We start from the raw sequence: 22,588 nt of genomic DNA on the forward strand, positions 1-22,588 counted from the left end.
ATTGTGGTTAACCACAATAGCCCGCTCCCGATAAGCCGCTACCCTGCCAGCCATGCCGACTTCCCCCACTCTTGCGCGCAGCTTCAAGCTTTCCAGCCCGATGCGCTGGCTGCTGCCCGTCATCCTGCTGCTGCTGTTCCTCTCCATCCTGTTCTGGCTGCCCTGGCAGGCGCGCCAGATGGAGAGCAACGAGCGCCAGGAACAATTGATCGCCGATACCCTGTGGGTGGAGCAGACGATCCGCTTCCAGCTGGCGCGCAACGAGGAAAGCCTGTTCAACCTGGGTGTGGACATCGCCAGCGGCTCCCTGTCGGCGGAAAAAGTGCACGAACGGCTGCAGCAGATGCTGCGCAACGGCCGCGAGCTGCAGCGCGTGCTGTGGCTGGACACGGCCGGCAAGGTACTGGCCACCAGCGACAACAGCCTGCCGCACGAACTGTCTTTTTCGCCCGCCTCGCTGACGGCCGCCGATAATGCGCGCCGCCTGCACCGGGGCCAGTATGCCCAGCCTTCGCAGCAGAGCGGCTTTCCCGATGCACCGCCCGGCGCCATGCTGATGGATTACCACCAGCCCGTGTTCGAGGGCCAGCGCTACGTGGGCAGCCTGGTGGCCACTTACCAGATCAGCAGCCTGCTCGATGAAATGGTGCCGTGGTGGTTCGCCCAGGATAACCAGATTTCGCTGATCGACCGCGACGACAAGGTGCTGGCGCGCCGCGCCGCCGCCGGCCCCGGGCACGGCGTGTACACGCACAAGCGCGCGCTCGACGTGCCCGGCGCCACCATCACGCTGTTTACCGACAGCGTGAAAAGCCAGCCCAAGCTGCTACCCAATCTGCTCGTCGGCTCCGTCATCGCCCTGTCGCTGGGTCTATTATGGAGCCTGCTGGCCCTGTGGCGCCACATCTCGCGCCGCCTGACGGCCGAAAGCGCGCTGCGCCAGCAGATGCTGTTCCGCACGGCGATGGAAAACTCGCTGGTGACGGGCATGCGCGCGCGCGACCTGGAGGGGCGCGTGACGTACGTCAATCCCGCGTTCTGCCAGATCGTCGGCTATCCACCCGAGGAAATCCTCGGGCGTTTGCCGCCCATGCCCTACTGGGTGCCCGAGGCGCTGGAGGAATACCAGCAACGCTTCGTCAAGGCCCTGGCAGGCAACCCCACGCCGCAGTTCGAGACCTATTTCCAGCGCCCGGACGGCACGCGCGTGCCCGTGCTGATCTTCGAGGCGCCGCTGGTGGACAAGAATGGCCAGCAGACGGGCTGGATGGGCTCCGTGCTCGACATCTCGGACCGCAAGCGCGTCGAGGAACTGAACCGCCAGCAGCAGGAAAAGCTGCAGACCAGTTCGCGCCTGGCCACCATGGGCGAACTGGCGTCGATGCTGGCGCATGAACTGAATCAGCCGCTGGCGGCCATTTCCAGCTACACGACGGGCGCGCTGAACCTGATCCGCCGCGCCATCGACAGCGGTGCCCCCGTCGACCCGGCCACCCTGAAACCGGCGCTTGAACATGCGGGTGCGCAGGCGCAGCGGGCCGGCCAGATCATCCGCAGCGTGCACGATTTCGTGCGCAAGAGCGAGCCGCAGCGCCAGGATATCGCCATCCGCACGCTCATCGACGGCATCCGCGCGCTGATCGACCTGCAGGCGCGCAAATACTATGTCACCATCCAGGAAGAAATCCCGGCCGACCTGCCGCTGCTGCGCGCCGATCCCGTGATGATCGAGCAGGTGCTGCTGAACCTGACGCGCAACGCCATCGAGGCGATGCAGGAGGCGGCGCCGGGACGGCGTATCATGCGCCTGCGGGCCAGCCACGACGCGCAGCAGGACATGGTGACGGTCGACGTGATCGACCATGGCCACGGCATTGCGCAGGACGTGGCCGAGCGGCTGTTTTCGCCGTTTTTCTCGACCAAGTCCGAAGGCATGGGCATGGGGCTGAACATCTGCCGCACCGCCATCGAATTTCACGGCGGCGCGCTGACCTTCAGCGCCAACCCCGCCGGTGGCACCATTTTTACTTTCAGCGTGCCGGCCGCGCCGCGCGCGCCGCACTGACAAACAACGACAATCCGGAGACACCATGCTGCATATCATCGACGACGAAGAAGTCGTACGCGACTCCCTGTCCTGGCTGGCCGCCTCGCGCAGCATCGAGGCGCGCAGCTATGCCAGCGCCCAGCAGTTCCTCGACAGCCTGGACGGCACCTTCGACGCGGCCGGGGACTGCGTGCTGCTCGACGTGCGCATGCCCGACATGAACGGCATCGCCCTGTTCGACCAGCTGGTCAAGCGCGACCTGACGGCGCGCCTGCCCGTGATTTTCCTCACCGGCCACGGCGACGTGCCGATGGCCGTCGACAGCCTGAAACGGGGCGCCTTCGATTTTTTTGAAAAGCCGTTCAACGACAACGACCTGATGGACCGCGTGCAGCAGGGCCTGGCCAACTCGCGCCAGGCGGGCGAACTGGCCGCCGTGCACGCGCGCCTGGCCACCCTGTCGACGCGCGAACGCGAAGTGCTGGACCTGATTCTGGCGGGGAAAATGAACAAGGTGGTGGCCGACAAGCTGGGCATCAGCATGCGCACCGTGGAAGTCCACCGCGCGCATATCTTCGACAAGATGCAGGTCAAGACGGCGGTGGAGCTGGCGGGGTTGTTGAAGTAGGCTGAAATGTGGGGTCAGCCCCCCAATGCCGCTGGCGTCAAGCTCGGTGCCAGCGCATCCGGGGGTCTGCCCCCGGCCTCAATCAGTCGTCATGGTGCTCGTGGTGTTCGGCCGCCCCATGCTTCCAGTAGCTGGCCACGTGCAGGTGCTGCTTCGGCACGCCGGCGTCGAGGAAGTGCGCACGCAAGCCCTGTACCTGCGCATGCTCGCAGGCCACCCACACGTAGCCGTCGCCATCCTGCGGCAAGGCCACCTTCGCCAATTCCTCCAGCAGCAGGGCGCCGCTGCTGCCATTGCGGGGTACCCAGCGCAGCTCCAGCTGCGCCGCGCACTCGAGCGCGATCTGTTCCCCGTCCTCGACGATCTCGATCACGGCGATGGCGCGCGCCGTGGCCGGCAGCTGTTCCAGGCGGCGGGCGATGGCCGGCAAGGCCGTCTGGTCGCCCACCAGCACGTACCAGTCAAAATCGAGCGGCACCAGCATGGAGCCGCGCGGCCCGCCCACGCCCAGGGTCTGGCCGGGAGTCGCCTGTGCCGCCCAGCTGGCGGCAGGGCCGTCGCCATGCAGCACGAAGTCGATTTCCAGCTCGCGCCGCTCGGCGTCATAGCGGCGCGGCGTGTAGTTGCGGGCGATGGGACGCGCCCCTTCGGCGTACTGGATCGGGTTGGCGCCGTTGCCCAGCACGGGAAACACGGGCGTAGTCTCGCCCGGGGCGGGGAAGAACAGCTTCACGTGATCGTCGTGCGCGGGCGAGACGAAGCCGTCGAGATCATCGCCGGCCAGGGTGATGCGGCGCATGTGCGGTGTCAGCTGCTCCGTGCGCACGACGGTCAGGACGCGCAATTTCAGGTCGTGCCGCACGCGTTCGGCGCTACGCAGCCGTTGGGGTGCTGCCAGTGGTGCATTCGTCATGGTCTGGTTCCTTGTCAAAGTGGGCTCATTGGCCGTCGATGATGGCATTGGCCGCCTGCTCCAGCACGGCCGCCACGCGCTCGGCTTCCGCCTCGCTCCAGTTGGTCTTGTTCAGCAGAAGGGCATGTTTCAGGGTATGCATGCCCTGGCGCACGCGCTCGGGCAAGGCATGTTTCGCCTGGATGCGGGCAAACATGTCGAGGCGGGCCAGGATGCCGTCGACCTGCGCGCGGTTCTCCTCGATGTACGCACGGCCCTGGTCCGTGATCGTGTACAGCTTCTTGCCGCTGGCGCTTTCGGACGAGGTGACGTGGTCCTGCTCTTCCAGCAGGGTCAATGTCGGGTAGATGGCGCCCGGGCTGGGGGCATAGGCGCCGCCGCAACGCTCTTCGATGGCCTTGATGATTTCATAACCGTGGCGGGGGCTGATCTCGATCAGCGCCAGCACGATCAGGGGCAGGTCGCCCCGGCCGAAGACGCGCTCGGCCCGTTCGCCGCGCCCGCCCCTGCCACCTGGGCCGCCATGGCCCATGCCGTCGCCGCGTTCGTCGAAACCGCGCGGGCCGCGGCCATGCAGGGAATAGTCACTGCGGTGCTCATGACGGTGTCCGTGGCGATGCTCGCCGTGATGATGGTGCTGGCCGCAATGGCCATGATGGTGCTGATGCTGATGGGCGCCGTGGCCGTGTTCTGCGTGGTGTGAGTTTCTCATGTTTTCTCTTTAAAGATATATCGTTAGTAGGTATCGCCATTTTATAACGATATATCGATAAGTCAAGGAGAAATTTGCTATGCTCGTCTTTTCATCTTCCCCTGTAAATGCCATGCCTGACAAAACCGTTGCTGAAAAAATGTATGTGAAGAACGCCACGGCCCTGGCCGTGCTCAATGACGGCGGCGAGCACGCCGCCCTGCTGGCGCAGCTGCCGGCCGAGCGGCGGGTGAATGAAGGAGAGAACGCCGACTGGGTCCTGGTATTTGCGCGCAGCCGCGCGGAACTGGAGCGCTACCTGCCCGCGGCGCAGGCGCGCCTGGCGCCCGGCGGCGCAATCTGGGTGGCGTACCGCAAGGGCGGCGTGAAGGCGGGCAGCGACATCCACCGCGACGATATCCGCGGCCATGCGCAAAGCGTGGGACTCGACAGCGTGGCCATGATCGCCATCGACGCGAACTGGTCGGCGCTGCGCCTGAAGCAGGCGTAAGGCGAGGCTAAGCGATGCCGTGCAGCGCCAGCGCCCATTCGACGTGCTCGCGCACGATGGCCGACGGATGCTCGCGGCGCGACAGCAGGGCCGCGACGATGTCGGCCTGTCCCCTGGCCTTGGCGGCTGCGTTGCCCATGCCGACGGCCAGGTTGCGCAGCCAGCGTTCGTGGCCGATGCGGCGGATGGCGCTGCCTTCCATGCGGCGGTTGAACTCCTCTTCCGTCCAGGCGAACAGTTCCACCATGCCGGCGCTGCCCAGGCTGTGGCGCTCGTCGAAGTCGGGCACGACGGCGCGCTGGGCGAACTTGTTCCACGGGCAGACAGTCTGGCAATCGTCGCAGCCATACACCTTGTTGCCGATCAGGGGGCGCATCTCGACGGGGATGGCGCCCTTCAATTCGATGGTCAGATACGAGATGCAGCGGCGCGCGTCGAGCTGATACGGCCCCAGGATGGCTTGCGTGGGGCACACCGTGATGCACGCCGAGCACTGGCCGCAGCGGGGCGTCTCCGGCGGGTCCACGGGCAGCGGCACGTCGACGAGGATCTCGCCGAGGAAGAAGAAGGAGCCGCCCTGGCGGTTGATCAGCAAGGTGTGCTTGCCGCGCCAGCCCAATCCGCCCTTTTGCGCCAGTTCCACTTCCATCACGGGCGCCGAATCGCTGAAGACGCGGTAGCCAAAGTCGCCGATCTCGCCCTTGATGCGTTCGGCCAGCTGCTGCAGGCGCGAGCGCATCACCTTGTGGTAGTCGCGGCCCCGCGCATACACGGAGATCACGGCCGCCGCAGGGTCGGCGTCGCGCGCCGCCTCGTGCGTGCGCCAGTCTGGCCCCAGCGCCGGCGGCAGGTAGTTCATGCGCGCGCTGATGGCGCGCACCGTGCCCGGCACCAGTTCGGCCGGGCGCGCACGTTTCATGCCGTGGCTGGCCATGTAATCCATTTCGCCGTGGTACCCTGCGTCGAGCCAGGCTTGCAGGGGTGCTTCCATGTGCGACAGGTCGACGTCGGCGATGCGCACCTCGGCAAAACCCAGCTCGCGTCCCCATTCCTTGATGGAGCGCGCAAGAAGATCAAGATCGGTGACGGTGGCGGACATAGGGGACTTTACGGAGAACGGCAGGCGCGCGGGCGGTTACAATGACAGCAGCCTCCATTTTATGCGATACCGAAGATAATGACCGAACACTTCACAGCCCATCTCCACGACGAAGCCGGCACCGCCGCGCTGGGCGCCGCGCTGGCGCGCGCGCTGGCGCCAGGCCTGGCGATCTACCTGCACGGCGACCTCGGTGCCGGCAAGACGGCCCTCACGCGCGCCCTGCTGCATGCGGCCGGCCATGCGGGCCACGTCAAGAGTCCCACGTATACCCTGTCCGAACCGTACACGGTGCAGCTCGATGGCCAGAGCGTCAACGTCATCCACTTCGACCTGTACCGCATGGGCAGCGCCGAGGAATTTCTCGACGCGGGTTTTCGCGAAGACTTCGATGGCCGCAACATCTGCATCGTCGAATGGCCCGAGAAAGCCGAGCCGGTGCTGCCGCCGGCGGACCTGAATGTTTATTTGAGCGTTGCGGGGTCAGGACGTGATGTAGAATTGCAAGCGTCTTCTGAATTGGGTCTGTCATGCCTTCACCGTCTCAAATTCGCCCCGAACCTTTGATCTCCTCGCCCATCACCCGGCGCACGGTGCTCAAGGCCGGCGGCACCCTGCTGTTGTCCGTGTTCGCGCCGATGTCGGCGATGGCGGCGCAAATCCTCGCCGTGCGCGTCTGGCCGGCCGAAGACTACACGCGCGTCACGCTGGAAAACGACAGCATCCTGAAGGCCACCCACTTCATCGTCAAGGACCCGGAACGCCTGGTGGTCGATATCGAAGGCCTGGAACTCAATCCCACCCTGAAGGGCCTGGTGGCAAAGATCCAGTCGAACGACCCGTACATCAAGCAGGTGCGCGTGGGCCAGAACCGGCCCAACGTGGTGCGCCTGGTGTTCGACCTGAAAGAGGAAGTCACGCCGCAGCTGTTTACCCTGCCGCCGGCCGGCTCCTACAACCACCGCCTGATCTTCGACCTGTATCCCGTGCACGAGCCGGACCTGATCGCGCAGATGATCGAAAAGGGCGACTGGTCGAGCGATCCGGCCAAGCCGCCCATGGCCGGCACGCATACGCCGCCGCCCGCCCTGCCCGAGAGCGGCAAGCCGCCCGTGGCCGCCGTGGCGCCGCCGGTGGCGCCCATCGTGCCGCCCGTGCCCGAACTCCGACCGGAGCAGCGCCCCGAAGCGCGTCCGCTGCCGGGCCAGAAGGTGGTGCGCATGATTACCATCGCGCTCGATCCCGGCCACGGCGGCGAAGACCCGGGCGCCATGGGCAGCCGGGGCAGCCGCGAAAAAGACGTGGTGCTGGCCATCGCCAAGCGCCTGAAAACCAAGCTGGAACTGCAGCCGAACATGCGCGTCATGCTCACGCGCGACGCCGACTTCTTCGTCCCGCTGGGCATGCGCGTGGAAAAGGCGCGCAAGGTGCAGGCCGACCTGTTCGTCTCCATCCACGCCGACGCCTTCATCCAGCCGACGGCGCGCGGCTCGTCCGTCTTCGTGCTGTCGGAAAAAGGCGCCACCTCGACGGCCGCGCGCTGGCTGGCCAACAAGGAAAACCAGGCTGACCTGATCGGCGGCGTGAACGTGAAGAACCACGACAAGCAGCTGGCCAGCGTGCTGCTCGACCTGTCGACGACGGCGCAGATCAATGACAGCATGAAGCTGGGCAAGGCCGTGCTGCGCGAAATCGGCGGCATCAACCGCCTGCACAAGGGCTCCGTCGAGCAGGCCGGCTTCGCCGTGCTCAAGGCGCCCGACATTCCCTCCATCCTGATCGAGACGGCCTTCATCTCGAACCCGGAAGAAGAGGCCAAGCTGACCGACAACGGCTACCAGGACCAGATGGCCGACGCCATCGTCACGGGCATCAAGAATTATTTTGCGAAGAATCCGCCGCTGGCGAAAAGCCGTTTGACCTGACATGGACACCTGCATGAGCAACACCACCTTTGGCCAGCTGCCGGCCGTGACCATCCGTGCCGCCGACGGCGCGCAGGCCACCGTCACCCTGTACGGCGGCCACCTGGTGTCGTGGCAGACCAGCGACGGCCAGGAACGCCTGTTCTGCAGCCGCGAATCAAGCCTCGACGGCAGCCGCGCCATCCGCGGCGGCGTGCCCGTGATCTTCCCCCAGTTCGGCGCGCGCGGCACCGGCATGCGCCACGGCTTTGCCCGCGTGGCGGCGTGGCAGCTGTCCGACAGCGGGCACGAAGATGGCGCCGCCTATGCCCAATTCACCCTGACGCAGGCCGACCTGCCCGAGGCGATCGCCGCCGCCTGGCCGTACGCCTTTTCCCTGCGCCTGCGCGTGGCCGTCAAGGGCGCCGCGCTGGACCTGAGCCTGTCCGTGCACAACACGGGCGAGCAGGCCTTCCCGTTCTCGGCGGCCCTGCACAGCTACTTTGCGATTGATCAATTGCGCGAAGCGCGCATCGCCGGCCTGCAGCGCGTGCGCTATTCGGACGAGACGCCGCAGGATGCCCTGCAGGCGGAAGAATTCCTGCAATTTGACGACAAGCTCGACCGCATTTACTACCAGCTGCCGGGCGCCCTGACCTTGCACGCTGGCCCCGCCACCCTGCGCCTGGAGCAGCAGGGCTTCACGGACGCCGTCGTGTGGAACCCCGGCGCGCAGGACGCGGCCGCCCTGCCCGACCTGGCCGGCGACGAGCAGCCGCGCTTCATCTGCATCGAGCCGGCGCTGATCCAGCCCGACCTGCTGGCTGCCGGCGCCGCGTGGAACGGGCACCAGCACATTGAGGTCAGACCCGCCGGGTCTGCCCCCACCTCAATTTGATTCCTTGATGATGCGGCCATTCGCCGGCTGAACCGGCCGCGCATTCAACGGGTACAGACGGCTGAACAGCGCCATCTGCGCCGGCGACGCCTGCACCGGCTGCTTCATCACCATCCACAGCACGCCTTCGCTGCAGGGCGGCTCCGTCATCGATCCCATGTAGGTGTAGTAGTCGCGCCGCGCCGGCAGCATCTCGGCCGGGTCGAGCAGGATCGATGGCTGCATGGTCTCGAATTTTTCCAGCGGCAGGTTGTTCCACACGGTCTGGATGGTCGCTTGCGGCGCGCCCCGCTCCAGCAGCAGGGCCAGCACGGCTAACCGGCCTTCCGCGTCGCGGTGCACCAGGTGCACCACCATCTCGAACGCCTTGCCGTTGATGCGCTCTTCCGACGGGCGGTGGAAATGGAACTGCTGCAGCTCGAACATGCGGTTCTGTACCGTGATGTAGTTGCCGCCACTGACGCCCACCTGCACCGTGTGGCCATTGTCGACCACGTTGAACGACGAGGGATGGTAGTCAAAACTGATCTGCTCGAGCTCCACCTTCATGCCGTCGCGGATGTCGATCGGCGACTGGCGGCTGCCATTGCCGCACTTGGCCCAATCGACGTTGATCTTGCTCCAGTTGGCCGGGCCGCTGTCGCCCTCGTACGACCAGTGCGTGCCGCGCGGCACGGGCGGTGGCGGCGGAGGCGCCGCCTTCACCACGGCGGCGCGCTTGGCGCGGGCGGCGGCGCGGGCCGCCTGGGTGGCGCGCATCTCCGCCAGGCGCGCCGCGATGCGTTCGGACAGGTCGACTTCGGCCGCGTCTTCCTTCTCGCGCGCCGTGGGCGCGACGGTCACGGGCGCCTTGCCCTTGACGGACTCGGTCAGGGTTTTCATGGCGGCCGCGCGCGCCGACGCCGACATGGGCGCGCCGCCGGTACGGAGGCGGCTGCGGCGGCCGACGCCGGGGCATCTTTGGCGCTGGCCAGGGCCGTCATGGCGGCAAGGCTGCAAGCTAACAGGGCGCTCAAATGTCGCATGGAAATCCAGAAAGTAAGAATACCCTCTGGTTTACGGCTGGAAAGCAATAAAACTTGAATCAGTACGGGAGGAAAACAGCAACAGGGAAGGGGAAAACGGCATCCCGGACCCGCTGCGGGCAGTGCCGCAGCGTGTCAGCCCGGGATCAATGCGGCCTCAAGCCGATTTGCCGGCCATGCGCTTGTAGAGTTTCCACACGCCGCCCAGCACCACTGGCACGACGGCGGCGCCGACACCGATCAGCACGATCAAGGTCAGGTGGTCGCGGATCCACGGAATATTGCCGAAGAAGTAGCCCGCCGTCACCAGGCCCACCACCCACAACAGGGCGCCCGTCACGTTGTACATCTGGAAGCGCGTATGCGTCATGTCGGAAATGCCGGCAACGAAGGGAGCAAAGGTGCGCACCACCGGCACGAAACGGGCCAGGATGATGGTCTTGCCGCCGTGCTTTTCAAAGAATTCGTGCGTGCGGCGCATGGCATCCTTGTTGATCCAGCGGTAATCGTGGGTAAACACCCGCTGCCCGATGGCCTCGCCTATCCAGTAATTGAGCGTATTGCCCGTGACGGCAGCCGTCACCAGCAGGGCAATCAGCAAGCCCAGGTGCATTTGTCCCGTCGCGCAAAACGCGCCGGCGATAAACAATAAGGTATCTCCAGGAAAGAAAAACAGGACCACGAGGCCTGTTTCGCAAAAAATAATGGCAAACAGCACCGCATACACGAGGGTGCCGTACTGTTCGATCAAGAGACCCAGCGTCTTGTCGACATGCACGATCATGTCGAGGAATTGCACAAAATCCATATATTTTTCCCTAAAGGTAGCGGCGGAATCATACACCACCGGACCAGCGCAACGGCAGTCCCCGGCGCGATATTTCGTGATTAATTCGGCAGCGCCCTTGGCGGGGTGGCATTTTAAGGAAAGGTTAAGGAAAAGCCGCGCCCCGTCCCTTGAGCAAAATTAATATAGGCAATGTTTTTCCAGCGAAACATTGCCTTTCCGGTATACACTTTCTGACCGGCGCAACCCGCGCCGCCCTGGAGAAACCATGTATCTGCACCCACTGAGCGGCCTGACCCTGGCCACCGCCCTGGGCCTTGCCCAGCTGCCTGCCCTCGCGGCGCCCGTCCAGATCAAGGCGCCCGCCGAACTGCCCGCCCGGGCCACCATCGCCGACGCGGTGAAGGCATCGAAGCCGTCGGACTGGCGCCCGTTGGACCCGGAAAATACCCTGTACCTGGAGATTCCCGCCGGCCGGGTGGTGCTGGAACTGGCGCCCGACTTCGCGCCAAAACATGTGGCCAACATCAAGGCCCTGGTGGCGGAACAGTATTACGATGGCCTGGCCATCACGCGCGCGCAGGACAACTGGGTGGTGCAGTGGGGCGATCCGGACGAGAAAAATCCAAAATCCATCCAGCATGCGCAGCGCACCCTGCCCGGCGAATTCACCGTACCGTTGAAAGGCATCAAGAACTTCACCCGCCTGCCGGACGGCGATGGCTATGCGCCGCAAGTGGGTCATTCGAACGGTTTTCCATCCGCACGCGACCCGAAAAGCGGCACGGCCTGGCTGACGCATTGCTACGCCACGCTGGGCGTGGGGCGCGACAATGCCAGCGACAGCGGCGGCGGCACGGAACTGTATGTCGTCATCGGCCAGTCGCCGCGCCACCTGGACCGCGACATCACCGTCGTCGGCAGGGTCGTTGCCGGCATGCCCCTGCTGTCGACCCTGCCGCGCGGCACGGCGCCCATGGGCTTCTATGACAGCCCGGACAAGAACGTGCCGATCAAGGCCATCCGCCTGGCCGCCAGCGTGCCTCTGGCACAGCGCGCCAACCTGGAAGTGATGCGCACCGACAGCGCCGCCTACCAGGCCGTGCTGGAAGCCCAGCGCCACCGGGGCGGCCCGTGGAGCAAGGTCACGGCCGGCCACATCGACGTGTGCAATGCGCCGATCCCGGTGCGGGAAGTGGGGAGTAAATAAAGACGAAGGCTGGGGTCAGCCCCCCGGATACGTTGGCGCTAAATTTTGCGTTAGCGGTGTTGCGGGGCTGGCCCCAAGTGCGCTGGCGTTGACGGCGTTGCGGGTCTGACCCCGGTATAATTGGGGGATGAACGCTCCCATCACGCCCCACCGCCCGATCCAGGCCCTGCCTGACCAGTTGATTTCGCAAATCGCCGCCGGCGAGGTGGTCGAGCGGCCATCGGCCGTCGTCAAGGAATTGCTGGAAAACGCGCTCGACTCGGGCGCCACGCAGATCACCGTGCGGCTGGAAGAAGGGGGCGTGAAACGCATCGCCATCACCGACAACGGACGCGGCATTGATAAAGATCAGCTGCCGCTGGCCCTGGCGCGCCACGCCACGTCGAAGATCGCCTCCTTGAGCGACCTGGAAAACGTGGGCACCCTGGGCTTTCGCGGCGAAGCGCTGGCGTCCATCGCTTCCGTGGCCGCCGTCACGCTGACCTCGCGCACGGCCGACGCGGCCCATGCATGGGAAATCGTCGGCTCGCACAACGGCAGCGTCTCGCCCTCGTCGGGCGCGCACGGCACCACGGTGGACGTGCAAGACCTGTATTTCAATACGCCCGCGCGGCGCAAGTTCTTAAAATCCGAGCAGACGGAATACGGCCACTGCGCCGAAGTCGTGCGCCGCATCGCGCTGGCGCGGCCGGACGTATCGTTCTCGCTGTCGCACAACGGCCGCACCATCGACCAGTGGAATATCAGCGAACTGGCCCGGCGCAGCGCGCACATCCTCGGCAACGACTTCGCCGAAGCGCGCCTGGCGCTGGACGAATCGGCCGGCACCCTGCGCCTGCACGGCTTCGCCGGCCTGCCGACGGCCTCCAAGGCGCGCGCGGACGGCCAGTTCTTTTATGTCAACGGGCGCTTCGTGCGCGATAAATTGCTGGTGCACGCCGTGCGCATGGCCTACCAGGACGTGCTGCACGGCGACCGTTTTCCCTCCTACGTGCTGGCGCTCGACCTCGACCCGGCGCTGGTGGACGTCAACGTGCACCCGTCGAAGATCGAAGTGCGCTTCCGCGACAGCCGCTCCGTGCACCAGTTCGTCTTCCACGCCGTGCAGCGCGCGCTGGCGCAGACGTCGGCCACGGCATTCGGCAGCGTGCCGGCACCGTTGCCGGCCGCTTCCACCCTGGGCGGCGGCGATACCGGCGCGGCGAGCGGCGGCCCCGGCATCTGGCGCCGGGAACAGACGCAGACCTCGTTCGGCGCGCAGTTTACAAATACCTTCGCCCCGGCCACGCCCGGTGCGCAGCGCCCCTTCTTTGCCGACGTGCCGGGTGTAGCGCAGGACACGGCCGCGTATGGCGCCCTGTTCGGCGGCAGCGGCGCATCCTCGCCGATCACGCAGGTCGAGCCCTACATCGCCTCGCCCGAAGCCATGGCGCGCGAAGAATACCCGCTGGGCTTTGCCCTGGCCCAGCTGCATGGCATCTACATCCTGGCGCAGAACACCAAGGGCCTGGTGCTGGTCGACATGCACGCCGCGCACGAGCGCATCCTGTACGAACAGCTGAAGAACGCGCTGCAGGCACAGGTCTCGGGCCAGGACATGCAGGTGCAGTCGCTGCTGATCCCCGTGACCTTCTACGCGGACGCCATCGAAGTGTCGACGGCGAATGAAAACCAGGACACATTAAAGGCGCTGGGCTTCGACATCGCCGCCCTGTCGCCCACCACCCTGGCCGTGCGCAGCGTACCGACCCTGCTGAAGAACGCGGATGCGCAGACCCTGGCGCGCGACGTGCTGCGCGACGTGCGCGAATACGGCGGCTCGCGCGTGCTCATCGAGCGCCAGAACGAATTGCTGGGCACCCTGGCCTGCCACACGGCCGTGCGCGCCAACCGCATCCTGTCGGTGCAGGAAATGAACGCCCTGCTGCGCCAGATGGAAAGCACGGAGCGCGCCGACCAGTGCAACCATGGCCGGCCGACCTGGGTGCAGGTGGAAATCAACGCGCTGGACAAGCTGTTCCTGCGCGGCCAATAAAATTCCGGGGTCAGACCCGACGGGTCTGACCCCGGCCTTTGCCTTGGGACCCCCATCGCAAGTACATCAAAAAGTATCATGAAAAACAGCCCACACCTCCCCCTGGCCGTCGCCATCATGGGCCCCACGGCCAGCGGCAAGACGGCCAGCGCGCTGGCCATCGCGCAAGCCATTCCGTCCGAGATCATCTCCGTCGATTCCGCCCTCGTCTACCGCGGCATGGATATCGGCACGGCCAAGCCGTCGAAGGAAGAACTGGCAGCCGTGCCGCATCACCTGATCGACATCATCGATCCGCTGGACGCGTATTCGGTGGCGCAGTTCCGCAACGATACCCTGCGCCTGGTGGCGGAGATTGCCGCGCGCGGCAAGCTGCCGCTGCTCGTCGGCGGCACCATGCTGTACTTCAAGGGGCTGGCCGATGGCCTCGACGACTTGCCCGGCGCCGATCCCGTGCTGCGCGCCCGGCTGGAAGAAGACGCGGCTGCCATCGGCTGGCCCGCCATGCATGCGCGCCTGGCCGAGCAGGACCCCGTCACGGCGGCGCGCCTGGCGCCCGCCGATGCGCAGCGCATCGGCCGCGCGCTGGAAATCATCGCCCTGTCCGGCCAGCCCATGTCGGCCCTGCTGGAGCGGCGTGAAAAGACCGTGCTGCCGTTCCAGCTGCAATCGTTCGCGCTGGAGCCATCGGACCGCGCCGTGCTGCACGCGCGCATCGCCACGCGCTTCGACCTCATGCTGAAGGACGACGCCCTGCTCGACGAAGTGGAGCAGCTGCGCCGCCGCGGCGACCTGCATCCGGGCTTGCCCTCGATGCGCTGCGTGGGCTACCGCCAGGCCTGGGAATATCTCGATGGGCGCATCGACCGCGCCACCTTGCGCGAGACGGGCATCATCGCCACGCGCCAGCTGGCCAAGCGCCAGCTGACCTGGTTACGCTCCATGCCGGAGCGCATCGTCATCGATTGCCTGGGACCCGATCCGGCCGCGGCCATGCTGGCGCAAATCGTCCCTTTGCTGACATAAGCGTCGCCACGCAACAGCCGGCCAGGCGCTAGGCGCGACTTAGGCTACGCTCCATGCCGGAACGCATCGTCATCGATTGCCTGGGACCCGATCCGGCCAGCACCATGCTGGCGCAAATCCAGCCCCTGCTGACACCGTTACAAAAATAATCATGCCTGCGCTGGCACGCAAAAAATCCGCACATTTTTTTGCGCCGGCATTGACAAGGAAATGGGAAGACTGGATAATGCTCGGCTGTTGGGTGATATAGCTCAGTTGGTTAGAGCACAGCATTCATAATGCTGGGGTCGGTGGTTCAAGTCCACCTATCACCACCAAAGAACATCGATCAGGTTTTTCCCTGGTCAAAACGAGCATCCGGTCTGACCGGTCTGTCTGGTGATATAGCTCAGTTGGTTAGAGCACAGCATTCATAATGCTGGGGTCGGTGGTTCAAGTCCACCTATCACCACCAAGAATCTGCAGTATTGATGAACCCGCCCCTGCCTCGCGCAGCGGCGGGTTTTTTCATTTCCGGTCGCGCCATGTTGCGGCCTGGATGCAACACCTGCACGCGCCCCCTGCATGCGGGGATTGTGGCAAATGGCGGCTGGCGCTTACAATGAGAATAATTCTCATTTATATTATTCATCGCCCATGTCCACCATCCAGCCCAGCCTGCAGCAGCAAGTGCAGTCGCTCTACAGCGATCATCACGGCTGGCTGGTGGGCTGGCTGCGTAAAAAACTCAGCTGCCCGCATGGCGCGGCCGACGTGGCGCAAGACACGTTTGTGCGCATCATCGCCTCGCGCGACGCCCTGTTCGGCATGCGCGAACCGCGCGCCTACCTGTCGACGACGGCCAAGCGCCTGCTGCTCGACCGCGCACGCCGGCAAATGCTGGAACGCGCCTACCTGGCAGAACTGGCCCTGCTGGCCGACAGCCTGCCCGGCGCGCCCTCGCCGGATGAAGTCCTGATGGCCGTGCAGGCGCTCGAACAGATTGCCGGCGCGCTGGCCAGCCTGTCGGCCAGGGCGCGCGACGCCTTTTTGCTGCATTACCTGGAAGAGCTGCCGCAGGCCGCCGTTGCCGCGCAACTGAACGTCTCCACGCGCATGGTGCAGAAATACCTGGTGCAAGCCTTGCTGGCGTGCCGCCACGCCTGTCCCGGCATGGCGGCATGATGCGCGCGCGCACGGAGATCGCCGCCGAACAGGCCGCGCACTGGGTCGTGCAGCTGAGCGCGGACGATCCGGCCGAGCGCGAGCGGGCGCGGGCCGGCTACGCCGCGTGGAAGGCGGCCGACCCGCTGCATGCGACGACGGCGGCCGACATGGAAATCCTGCTGGCGCAGTTGAGCGCCGTGCGCGCGCCGGCCGGCGGCGACCACCGTCCCGCGCGCGCCGCGCTGGCCGCCATCGCACCCAGACGCCAGCGCCTGCGCCAGCTGGCCGCCGCCAGCGCCGTGGCCGTGCTGGTCATCGGCAGCGCCATGCTGGCCAGCGAACGCCCCGCCTACCTGCTGGCCGACCTGCGCAGCCCCACGGGGCAATGGCGCACGCATACGCTGGCCGACGGCAGCCGCCTGACCCTGGGCAGCGACAGCGCCGTCAATGTGCATTTCAGCGCGGGCGAGCGGCATGTGGAACTGGTGCGTGGCGATATCCTCGTCGACGTGGCCAAGGATGCGCAGCGCCCCTTCTTCGTCGACAGCGGCCAGGCGGCGATCCGCGCGCTGGGCACGCGCTTCACGGTGCGCAGGGACGACGACGCCACGATATTGAGCATGCTGGAGTCAAAAGTATCGGCGCAGGTGCCGCAGCATCCGGCCAGCATCGTGCAGGCGGGCCAGCGCGCGCGCATCACGCGCGATGGCGTGGGGCCGCTGACGGCCATCGATGCGGCCAGCGTGCAGGAAGCGTGGCGCGCGCACCAGCTGGTGGTCGATGACCAGCCGCTGGCCGAGGTGCTCGACGAACTGGCGCGCCACCGCCCCGGCCAGCTGCATTACGACCGGGCGCAGATCGCCGGCATCCGCGTGGCCGCCGTGCTGCCGCTGGACGACACGGACAAGGCTCTGCAGCTGCTGATCGACAATTTCCCCCAGCTGCGCATCCGCATGCTGACGCGCTACCTGGTGATGGTCGACGCGCCCGCCAGCGCCCTCGCAAAAAATAAACAGAAATAATCGGCATGCGCGGTTCCACTTTGCGCATCTCGTGCGTCAAGGCAGCTGAGATCATTCAAAAAAGGCTGTCACATGTACGTTCCCGCTTCGTCCCCGACTCCCCTGCGCACGCGTTTGCGCCCGCTGGCCCTGGCCGCCCTGCTGCTGGCAAGTGCCGGCATGCACGCCCAGGCGTTCGCCCAGACGGCACCCGCCGACGCCAGCTACAGCATTCCCGCCGGCCCGCTGGCCGGCGCCCTGAACCGCTATGCGCAGCAGGCCGGCGTGTCCATCGTCATCGACGCCGCCAAGGTGCAGGGCCTGAGCACCGCCGGCCTGCAAGGCAGCTACGCCATCGACGACGGCTTCGCCGCGCTGCTGCGCGGCAGCGGCTACGCCATCGGCAAGACGCCCACCGGCTATGTGCTGGTGGCCGCGCCGGCAGCCGCGCCCACGGCCGCCGCCACATCGGCATCGGCGGCCGAGCGCACCATGCCCTCGATTACCGTCATCGGCCAGGCCGAGCAAGGCGCCACCACGGAAGGCAGCGGCTCCTACACGGCGCGTAGCATCACCATCGGCAAGGGCGAGCAGGCGATGAAGGACATCCCGCAGTCGGTGAGCGTGCTGACGCGCCAGCGCCTGGACGACCAGGGCATCACGGACTTGCGCGAAGCCGTCAATAACGTCACCGGCGTGGTCGGCGTGCATGGCGTGGGGCCGGGCGTGGTCATCACGGCGCGCGGCTTCCAGATCGACCAGTGGCAGTACGATGGCGTGCCCATCGACCGCAACACCTACGCGCTGGGTAACTGGGGCCAGGAAAACATGGTCATCTACGACCGCCTGGAAGTGCTGCGGGGCGCCTCCGGCATGCTGGTCGGCACGGGCAGCCCCGGCGGCTCCGTCAACCTGGTGCGCAAGCGCCCGCTGGCCACGCGCGCCATCACGCTGACGGGCCGCGCCGGCTCCTGGGACCACTACGGCGCCCAGGTCGACATCAGCAGCCCCCTGAACGCGGAAGGCACCCTGCGCGGGCGCGCCATCGTCGATGAAGACGACAGCCATTCCTTCATCGACCAGGTGTGGAGCAAGAACCGCACCCTGTACGCGGCGCTCGACTATGACCTGGCGCCCGCCACCACCATCGGTCTGGCGGCCAGCCATGTCAAGGCCCATGGCCGCCCCACCTTCATCGGCCTGCCCCGCTACGCGGACGGCAGCGAACTGCCGCTGCCGCGCTCCACCTTCACGGGCGCCGACTGGAACCGCAGCCAGGTGGAACAGAGCACCGTCTACCTGGACCTGGAACACCACTTCAATACGCAATGGAGCCTGAAGGCCTCGGCCCTGGGCACGAATGAAAGCACCAGTTCCACGCACCAGCGCACGGCCTTTGCCATCAATCCCGATGGCAAAGGCGCGCGCTATGGCGACTTTTCCACCGATTTCGATAACCGCAAGCGCGGCATCGACGCCTTCGTGCGCGGCAAATTCAACGCCCTGGGCATCGCGCAGGAAGTCGTCGTCGGCGCCAGCTATGTCAGCTTCACCTCCAACGACCGCTATGCCCGCGCATGGGAAACGGGTGCCGATATCTTCCATATCAAGCACGATCGTCCGTGGCAGGACTTCGACACCATCGCCGCGCGCCCGGCGGGCGTGACCAGCTACAGCACCTACGACATGCGCCAGAAAGGCCTGTACGCCACCTGGAACGGCCAGCTGACGAGCAATCTGAAAGCCCTGCTGGGCGGGCGCTTCAGCTGGTACGACTTCCTGTATGCCACGCCGGACGGCTACCGCGACGCCACCCGCACCACGGCCAAGTTCACGCCATCGGTGGGCCTGATTTATGCATTGACGCCGCAATGGTCGGCCTACGCCAGCTATGCGGACGTGTTCCAGCCGCAGACGAACCACGATGTGGCAGGCAAGACCCTCAAGCCGATCACGGGCAGCAGCTACGAGGGCGGCATCAAGGGCGAACTGCTGGATGGCACGGTCAACACCTCGCTGGCCGTGTTCCGCTATGACCACAAGGACCGCGCCGTCACCGATTACGCTGCCGGTTTCGCCTGCGACGGCTGGTACTGCTCGCGCGCTTCGGGCAAGGTGCGCAGCCAGGGCCTGGAAGCGGAAGTGTCGGGCGAAGTGGCGCGCGGCCTGCAGCTGTCGGCCGGCTATGCCTACACGACGACGACCTACCTCGACGACCCGGACAACAAGGGCGAGGTCTTCTCCACGTGGACGCCGAAGCACATGCTGCGCCTTTGGTCCAGCTATACCCTGCCCGGCGCGTGGGACAAGTTCAGCGTGGGCGCCGGCGCCAGCCTGCAAAGCCATACGCTCGACACGGAGCGCACCTTCAAGGTGGCCGGTTTCTCGATCTGGAATGCGCGCCTGGGCTGGCAGGCCACGCCGCAGGTGGCCGTGTCGGTCAACGTCAACAATGTGTTCGACAAGCGCTACATCATCCCGTCCTACAACACCACCGGGTCGAACAACTACTATGGCGACCCGCGCAACGTGCAGTTCACCGTGAAGTACACGCCGAAGTGGTAGGCTGACGCGCCGCGCTGCCGGCATGGGCGGGCACGGCATCCAGCCGCGCCCGCCTTTTTTGTATTCGGTGCTAGGCTTGCATCCAAGAAATTATCCACCGAGAAAAACCATGCCCCCATCGCTCCCCCTGCCCGCCTTGCTGCTGGCCCTGGCCTGCTGCACCGGCCCCGCCCTGGCCGCCGACGGCTATTACCAGACCAAGACGCCATATGCGCCGCAGCAGGACCCGGCCACGTATGCCGCGCCGCCGGACGGTTTCCAGCCCATCTACACCCAGCTGGTGGCGCGCCACGGCTCGCGCGGACTCACCGGCATGAAGAACGACGCGGCCCTGTATGCGATGTGGCAGCAGGCCGCCGCGCAGGAGGCGCTCACGCCCCTGGGGCGCGAACTGGGGCCCGACATCCTGGCGCTGATGAAGGCGAATGCCCTGCTTGGCTATGGCGTGGCGGGCATCGAAACACCCGGCTACGGCAATCTGTCGCAGACGGGTATCGAGGAACACCGGCAGCTGGCCGTGCGCATGCTGGCGCGCCTGCCCGCCCTGTTCGCGCAGGTGGGACAGGCGGCGGCGACGGCGCCGCGCCAGCTCGTCACCATCAACTCGGGCGTGGACCGCGCGCGGGACAGCGCGCGCTTCTTCACGCAATCGCTGCTGGAGCACGCGCCCGCGCTGGCGCCCTTGCTCTATCTGCCGCCGGCGCCGGCGCCTTACCCGCAAGGACGCAAGGCCGTGGCGCAGCCCGATGGCGTCAACCGCTTCCTGCTGTACGCGCACAAGCTGGCGCCGCAAACGGACCTGGTCAGCGATCCGGCCAACCCGTACTACGCCACCTACGGCGCCAGCCAGGCTTACCAGCGCTATGAAAAGACCAAGCAGCTGCACGCCCTGATGGATGCCCCGGCCCGGCTGCCGGAAGCGGCCGCGCATGCGCGCCACGTGCTCGAACGGCTGTTTGCGCCCGCCTTCCTCGACCAGCTCGCGCGCGGCACCAGCAGCTATGCGGACACGGGCAGCTACACCTTCACCAGCGAGGACGGCAAGCTGACACGCACCATGACGGGCAGCGGCAAGACCGCTATCCGCAGCCTGAATGCGGCGGCCACCAAACTGTATGAGCTATATGCCATCGCCGCCGGCCTGCGCCATGAAGTGCCGGCCGATTTCGGCCGCTACATGCCGGCCGAGGATGCACGCTATTACGCGTCCGTCGCCGACCACGAGGATTTCTACCAGAAGGGTCCGGCCACCACGGACAGCAAGGGCGTCACCTGGCGCTTTGCACTGGCCTTGCGCGAGGATTTTTTCAATGAGGTCGACGCGCTGGCCAGGGGCGACCTGCGCCACGCGGCCAAGCTGCGCTTCACGCACGCCGAAATGATCATCCCCCTCGCCTCGGCCATGGGCTTGCCGCAGGCGCTGGCCCCCTTGCCCGCGGCGACGCCCTACAGCTACGCCGACAATCCCTGGCGCGGTGCGCAAGTGTCGCCGCTGGCGGCCAACATGCAGTGGGATGTCTACCGCAACGGCGAAGGCCGGCTCATCGTGCGCCTGCTGTACAACGAAAAGGAAACGCCGTTCCAGGCGGCCTGCGATGGCGCCCGCACCGCGCCCGGCAGCGTGTTCTACGACTACGCGGGACTGAAAGCCTGCTACGGCCACGTGGCGCTACCGTAGTCAAAAAAAAACCGCCAGCGGGGCTGGCGGCTTTCGGGAGCCACAGGCTCGCAGCGGTATTACTGCCAGGCTTCCTTGCCCGTGCGCGGCTTGCCCACCATCAGCAGGGCGGCCAAGGTCAGCACGGCGGCCAGCGACAGGTAATAGCCCACGTACTGCAAGCCGTAATTCGTCGCCAGCCAGGTGGCGATGTACGGCGCCAGCGAGGCGCCCAAAATACCTGCCAGATTGAACGTCAGCGACGCGCCCGTGTAGCGCACCTCGGGCGGGAACAGCTCGGACAGCAGGGTGCCCAGCGGTCCGTAGGTCATGCCCATCAGGCCCAGGCCCACGGCCATGAAGATCGTCACTTCCCACGTCACGCCGGAGCCGAACATGGGCGCCAGCACGAGGCCGAAGATGGCGATGGCGACGGACACCCAGATCATGGTCGAACGGCGGCCGCGGCGGTCGGCCAGCACGGCCGAAAACGGGATCGTCAAGGCAAAGAACAGCACGGCGAACAGCTGGACGATGAGGAATTCCTTGCGCGTGAAGCCCAGCTTGGTCGTGCCCCAGCTCAGCGCGAACACCGTCATCAGGTAGAACAGCACGAAGGTGGCCAGGGCGATGATGGTGCCGAGGAACAGCATGCGGCCATGCTGGCGGAACACGGTGGCCACCGGCAGTTTCACGACTTCGTTCTTGTCGATGACTTTCTGGAAGTCCGGCGTTTCCGTGATCTTCAGGCGCACGTACAGGCCGACGATGACCAGCAGCGCGCTGGCGAGGAAGGGGATGCGCCAGCCATAGCTGAAGAATTGCGCATCGGTCAGGGTTTCGCTAAGCAGCAGGAAGATGCCGCCCGACAGGAAGAAGCCGATCGGCGCGCCCAGCTGCGGGAACATGCCGTACCAGGCGCGCTTGCCCGGTGGCGCGTTTTCCGTCGCCAGCAGCACCGCGCCGCCCCACTCGCCGCCCAGGCCCAGGCCCTGGCCGAAACGGCACAGCGCCAGCAGCAGCGGCGCCAGCGTGCCAATGGCGGCATAGGTCGGCAGCAAGCCGATGATGACGGTGGAAATGCCCATGGTCAGCAGGGCCGCCACCAGGGTCGCCTTGCGGCCGATGCGGTCGCCGAAGTGGCCGAACACGGCCGAGCCGATGGGGCGGGCGAAGAAGGCGATGGCGAACGTGGCCAGCGACTGCAGCACGGCGGCCGACGGGTCGCCGGCGGGGAAGAACAGTTTCGGGAACACCAGCACGGCGGCGGTGGCGTAGATATAAAAGTCAAAGAACTCGATGGTGGTGCCGATCAGGCTGGCGAACAGCACCGTGCCGGGGGAATTTTTCTTGGGGGGGGTGCTCATTTACTGCGCTCCTTGGGGAGGGTGTCTAAAGGCCATTCTCTGGATGTTTTTTCAGGCAGCAGCACAGCACGTTGTCTA

General features: G+C 66.1%; 20 protein-coding genes and 2 tRNA genes. 16 read left to right on the top strand and 6 right to left on the bottom strand.

All coding sequences use genetic code 11. The annotated features are described in order from the left end of the window. The first annotated feature begins 52 nt into the window (after nt 1-52). Nucleotides 53-2,065 (top strand): PAS domain S-box protein, encoded by a 2,013-nt coding sequence (locus EBS11_RS04490; RefSeq protein WP_290600864.1) that lies wholly within the window; start codon nt 53-55, stop codon nt 2,063-2,065. Between the two features lie 25 nt (nt 2,066-2,090). Then, nucleotides 2,091-2,675, top strand: a complete 585-nt coding sequence (locus tag EBS11_RS04495; protein ID WP_290600865.1) for a response regulator — start codon at nt 2,091-2,093, stop codon at nt 2,673-2,675. Between the two features lie 82 nt (nt 2,676-2,757). Here the strand turns inward: EBS11_RS04495 and EBS11_RS04500 are convergent, their stop codons facing one another. Beyond that, the gene (locus EBS11_RS04500) at nt 2,758-3,588 is read right to left on the bottom strand and encodes a siderophore-interacting protein (protein ID WP_290600866.1); all 831 of its coding nucleotides are present in this window, start codon (nt 3,586-3,588) and stop codon (nt 2,758-2,760) included. A gap of 25 nt (nt 3,589-3,613) precedes the next feature. Next, the gene (locus EBS11_RS04505) at nt 3,614-4,120 is read right to left on the bottom strand and encodes a PadR family transcriptional regulator (protein WP_290600868.1); all 507 of its coding nucleotides are present in this window, start codon (nt 4,118-4,120) and stop codon (nt 3,614-3,616) included. Between EBS11_RS04505 and EBS11_RS04510 the strand changes: the two genes are divergently transcribed. Together EBS11_RS04510 and EBS11_RS04515 are read left to right on the top strand one after the other, a co-directional pair. Continuing rightward, on the top strand, nt 4,112-4,291 hold the full coding sequence (locus tag EBS11_RS04510; RefSeq protein ID WP_290600869.1) for a hypothetical protein: 180 nt from the start codon (nt 4,112-4,114) through the stop codon (nt 4,289-4,291). The two genes, EBS11_RS04505 and EBS11_RS04510, sit on opposite strands and share 9 nt — an antisense overlap. A 121-nt stretch (nt 4,292-4,412) precedes the next feature. Continuing rightward, nucleotides 4,413-4,790 carry a DUF3052 family protein gene (locus EBS11_RS04515; protein ID WP_290600871.1) on the top strand — a complete coding sequence of 126 codons (378 nt, stop codon included), beginning with the start codon at nt 4,413-4,415 and terminating at the stop codon, nt 4,788-4,790. Between the two features lie 7 nt (nt 4,791-4,797). Here EBS11_RS04515 and queG read toward each other — a convergent pair whose 3' ends face one another. Beyond that, nucleotides 4,798-5,889 (bottom strand): tRNA epoxyqueuosine(34) reductase QueG, encoded by a 1,092-nt coding sequence (queG, locus tag EBS11_RS04520; RefSeq protein WP_290600873.1) that lies wholly within the window; start codon nt 5,887-5,889, stop codon nt 4,798-4,800. Nucleotides 5,890-5,967: 78 nt separating this feature from the next. On the opposite strand from queG, the gene tsaE reads away from it, so the two are divergent. Genes tsaE through EBS11_RS04535 form a run of 3 tightly spaced genes read left to right on the top strand, consistent with a single transcriptional unit; the run spans nt 5,968 to nt 8,691 of the window. After that, nucleotides 5,968-6,456, top strand: coding sequence for a tRNA (adenosine(37)-N6)-threonylcarbamoyltransferase complex ATPase subunit type 1 TsaE (gene tsaE / locus EBS11_RS04525; RefSeq protein ID WP_290600874.1), 489 nt, complete (start codon nt 5,968-5,970; stop codon nt 6,454-6,456). Beyond that, entirely contained in the window at nt 6,420-7,814 is a 1,395-nt protein-coding gene (locus EBS11_RS04530) for an N-acetylmuramoyl-L-alanine amidase (RefSeq protein ID WP_290600875.1), read from the top strand. Before tsaE ends, EBS11_RS04530 begins: the two co-directional genes overlap by 37 nt. A 13-nt stretch (nt 7,815-7,827) precedes the next feature. Beyond that, nucleotides 7,828-8,691 (top strand): D-hexose-6-phosphate mutarotase, encoded by an 864-nt coding sequence (locus EBS11_RS04535; RefSeq protein WP_290600876.1) that lies wholly within the window; start codon nt 7,828-7,830, stop codon nt 8,689-8,691. Here the strand turns inward: EBS11_RS04535 and EBS11_RS04540 are convergent. Together EBS11_RS04540 and EBS11_RS04545 are read right to left on the bottom strand one after the other, a co-directional pair. Further along, on the bottom strand, nt 8,683-9,573 hold the full coding sequence (locus EBS11_RS04540) for a carbonic anhydrase family protein (protein ID WP_290600878.1): 891 nt from the start codon (nt 9,571-9,573) through the stop codon (nt 8,683-8,685). The genes EBS11_RS04535 and EBS11_RS04540 overlap by 9 nt on opposite strands. A 300-nt stretch (nt 9,574-9,873) precedes the next feature. Beyond that, complete coding sequence (locus EBS11_RS04545; RefSeq protein ID WP_290600879.1) at nt 9,874-10,524, bottom strand: VTT domain-containing protein; 651 nt, start codon at nt 10,522-10,524, stop codon at nt 9,874-9,876. A 247-nt stretch (nt 10,525-10,771) separates the two neighbouring features. Here EBS11_RS04545 and EBS11_RS04550 point away from each other — a divergent pair, with 247 nt between their 5' ends. The 9 genes from EBS11_RS04550 to EBS11_RS04590 all read left to right on the top strand — a co-directional run bounded on the left by EBS11_RS04550 (nt 10,772) and on the right by EBS11_RS04590 (nt 21,164). Beyond that, on the top strand, nt 10,772-11,713 hold the full coding sequence (locus tag EBS11_RS04550; RefSeq protein ID WP_290600881.1) for a peptidylprolyl isomerase: 942 nt from the start codon (nt 10,772-10,774) through the stop codon (nt 11,711-11,713). Nucleotides 11,714-11,840: 127 nt separating this feature from the next. Then, the gene (gene mutL, locus EBS11_RS04555; RefSeq protein WP_290600883.1) at nt 11,841-13,748 is read left to right on the top strand and encodes a DNA mismatch repair endonuclease MutL; all 1,908 of its coding nucleotides are present in this window, start codon (nt 11,841-11,843) and stop codon (nt 13,746-13,748) included. A gap of 78 nt (nt 13,749-13,826) precedes the next feature. Then, on the top strand, nt 13,827-14,774 hold the full coding sequence (miaA, locus tag EBS11_RS04560) for a tRNA (adenosine(37)-N6)-dimethylallyltransferase MiaA (RefSeq protein ID WP_290600884.1): 948 nt from the start codon (nt 13,827-13,829) through the stop codon (nt 14,772-14,774). Between the two features lie 240 nt (nt 14,775-15,014). Next, nucleotides 15,015-15,091: transfer RNA gene (locus tag EBS11_RS04565), tRNA-Met, on the top strand. A gap of 60 nt (nt 15,092-15,151) precedes the next feature. Continuing rightward, a tRNA-Met gene (locus EBS11_RS04570) sits at nt 15,152-15,228 on the top strand. Nucleotides 15,229-15,410: 182 nt separating this feature from the next. Beyond that, nucleotides 15,411-15,938 carry a sigma-70 family RNA polymerase sigma factor gene (locus tag EBS11_RS04575; RefSeq protein WP_290600886.1) on the top strand — a complete coding sequence of 176 codons (528 nt, stop codon included), beginning with the start codon at nt 15,411-15,413 and terminating at the stop codon, nt 15,936-15,938. Beyond that, on the top strand, nt 15,935-16,942 hold the full coding sequence (locus EBS11_RS04580) for a FecR domain-containing protein (RefSeq protein ID WP_290600887.1): 1,008 nt from the start codon (nt 15,935-15,937) through the stop codon (nt 16,940-16,942). Before EBS11_RS04575 ends, EBS11_RS04580 begins: the two co-directional genes overlap by 4 nt. Before the next feature lie 72 nt (nt 16,943-17,014). Next, nucleotides 17,015-19,486 carry a TonB-dependent receptor gene (locus EBS11_RS04585; RefSeq protein ID WP_290600888.1) on the top strand — a complete coding sequence of 824 codons (2,472 nt, stop codon included), beginning with the start codon at nt 17,015-17,017 and terminating at the stop codon, nt 19,484-19,486. 109 nt (nt 19,487-19,595) lie between these two features. Further along, entirely contained in the window at nt 19,596-21,164 is a 1,569-nt protein-coding gene (locus EBS11_RS04590) for a histidine-type phosphatase (protein ID WP_290600889.1), read from the top strand. A gap of 59 nt (nt 21,165-21,223) precedes the next feature. Here EBS11_RS04590 and EBS11_RS04595 read toward each other — a convergent pair whose 3' ends face one another. After that, a complete protein-coding gene (locus EBS11_RS04595) occupies nt 21,224-22,510 on the bottom strand; it encodes an MFS transporter (protein ID WP_290600890.1) in 1,287 nt (428 codons plus the stop codon). Between the last annotated feature and the right edge of the window lie 78 nt (nt 22,511-22,588).

It is taken from the genome of Janthinobacterium sp. (genome assembly GCF_009923995.1).
GTDB lineage: Bacteria > Pseudomonadota > Gammaproteobacteria > Burkholderiales > Burkholderiaceae_D > Janthinobacterium.

What these genes read in the sequence shown, in the direction of transcription:
- EBS11_RS04490 (WP_290600864.1), top strand. Translation starts at nt 53, where the DNA reads ATGCCGACTTCCCCCACTCTTGCGCGCAGCTTCAAGCTTTCCAGCCCG.
- EBS11_RS04495 (WP_290600865.1), top strand. Translation starts at nt 2,091, where the DNA reads ATGCTGCATATCATCGACGACGAAGAAGTCGTACGCGACTCCCTGTCC.
- EBS11_RS04500 (WP_290600866.1), bottom strand. Translation starts at nt 3,588, where the DNA reads ATGACGAATGCACCACTGGCAGCACCCCAACGGCTGCGTAGCGCCGAA.
- EBS11_RS04510 (WP_290600869.1), top strand. Translation starts at nt 4,112, where the DNA reads ATGGCCCATGCCGTCGCCGCGTTCGTCGAAACCGCGCGGGCCGCGGCC.
- EBS11_RS04505 (WP_290600868.1), bottom strand. Translation starts at nt 4,120, where the DNA reads ATGGGCCATGGCGGCCCAGGTGGCAGGGGCGGGCGCGGCGAACGGGCC.
- EBS11_RS04515 (WP_290600871.1), top strand. Translation starts at nt 4,413, where the DNA reads ATGCCTGACAAAACCGTTGCTGAAAAAATGTATGTGAAGAACGCCACG.
- queG (WP_290600873.1), bottom strand. Translation starts at nt 5,889, where the DNA reads ATGTCCGCCACCGTCACCGATCTTGATCTTCTTGCGCGCTCCATCAAG.
- tsaE (WP_290600874.1), top strand. Translation starts at nt 5,968, where the DNA reads ATGACCGAACACTTCACAGCCCATCTCCACGACGAAGCCGGCACCGCC.
- EBS11_RS04530 (WP_290600875.1), top strand. Translation starts at nt 6,420, where the DNA reads ATGCCTTCACCGTCTCAAATTCGCCCCGAACCTTTGATCTCCTCGCCC.
- EBS11_RS04535 (WP_290600876.1), top strand. Translation starts at nt 7,828, where the DNA reads ATGAGCAACACCACCTTTGGCCAGCTGCCGGCCGTGACCATCCGTGCC.
- EBS11_RS04540 (WP_290600878.1), bottom strand. Translation starts at nt 9,573, where the DNA reads ATGAAAACCCTGACCGAGTCCGTCAAGGGCAAGGCGCCCGTGACCGTC.
- EBS11_RS04545 (WP_290600879.1), bottom strand. Translation starts at nt 10,524, where the DNA reads ATGGATTTTGTGCAATTCCTCGACATGATCGTGCATGTCGACAAGACG.
- EBS11_RS04550 (WP_290600881.1), top strand. Translation starts at nt 10,772, where the DNA reads ATGTATCTGCACCCACTGAGCGGCCTGACCCTGGCCACCGCCCTGGGC.
- mutL (WP_290600883.1), top strand. Translation starts at nt 11,841, where the DNA reads ATGAACGCTCCCATCACGCCCCACCGCCCGATCCAGGCCCTGCCTGAC.
- miaA (WP_290600884.1), top strand. Translation starts at nt 13,827, where the DNA reads ATGAAAAACAGCCCACACCTCCCCCTGGCCGTCGCCATCATGGGCCCC.
- EBS11_RS04575 (WP_290600886.1), top strand. Translation starts at nt 15,411, where the DNA reads ATGTCCACCATCCAGCCCAGCCTGCAGCAGCAAGTGCAGTCGCTCTAC.
- EBS11_RS04580 (WP_290600887.1), top strand. Translation starts at nt 15,935, where the DNA reads ATGATGCGCGCGCGCACGGAGATCGCCGCCGAACAGGCCGCGCACTGG.
- EBS11_RS04585 (WP_290600888.1), top strand. Translation starts at nt 17,015, where the DNA reads ATGTACGTTCCCGCTTCGTCCCCGACTCCCCTGCGCACGCGTTTGCGC.
- EBS11_RS04590 (WP_290600889.1), top strand. Translation starts at nt 19,596, where the DNA reads ATGCCCCCATCGCTCCCCCTGCCCGCCTTGCTGCTGGCCCTGGCCTGC.
- EBS11_RS04595 (WP_290600890.1), bottom strand. Translation starts at nt 22,510, where the DNA reads ATGAGCACCCCCCCCAAGAAAAATTCCCCCGGCACGGTGCTGTTCGCC.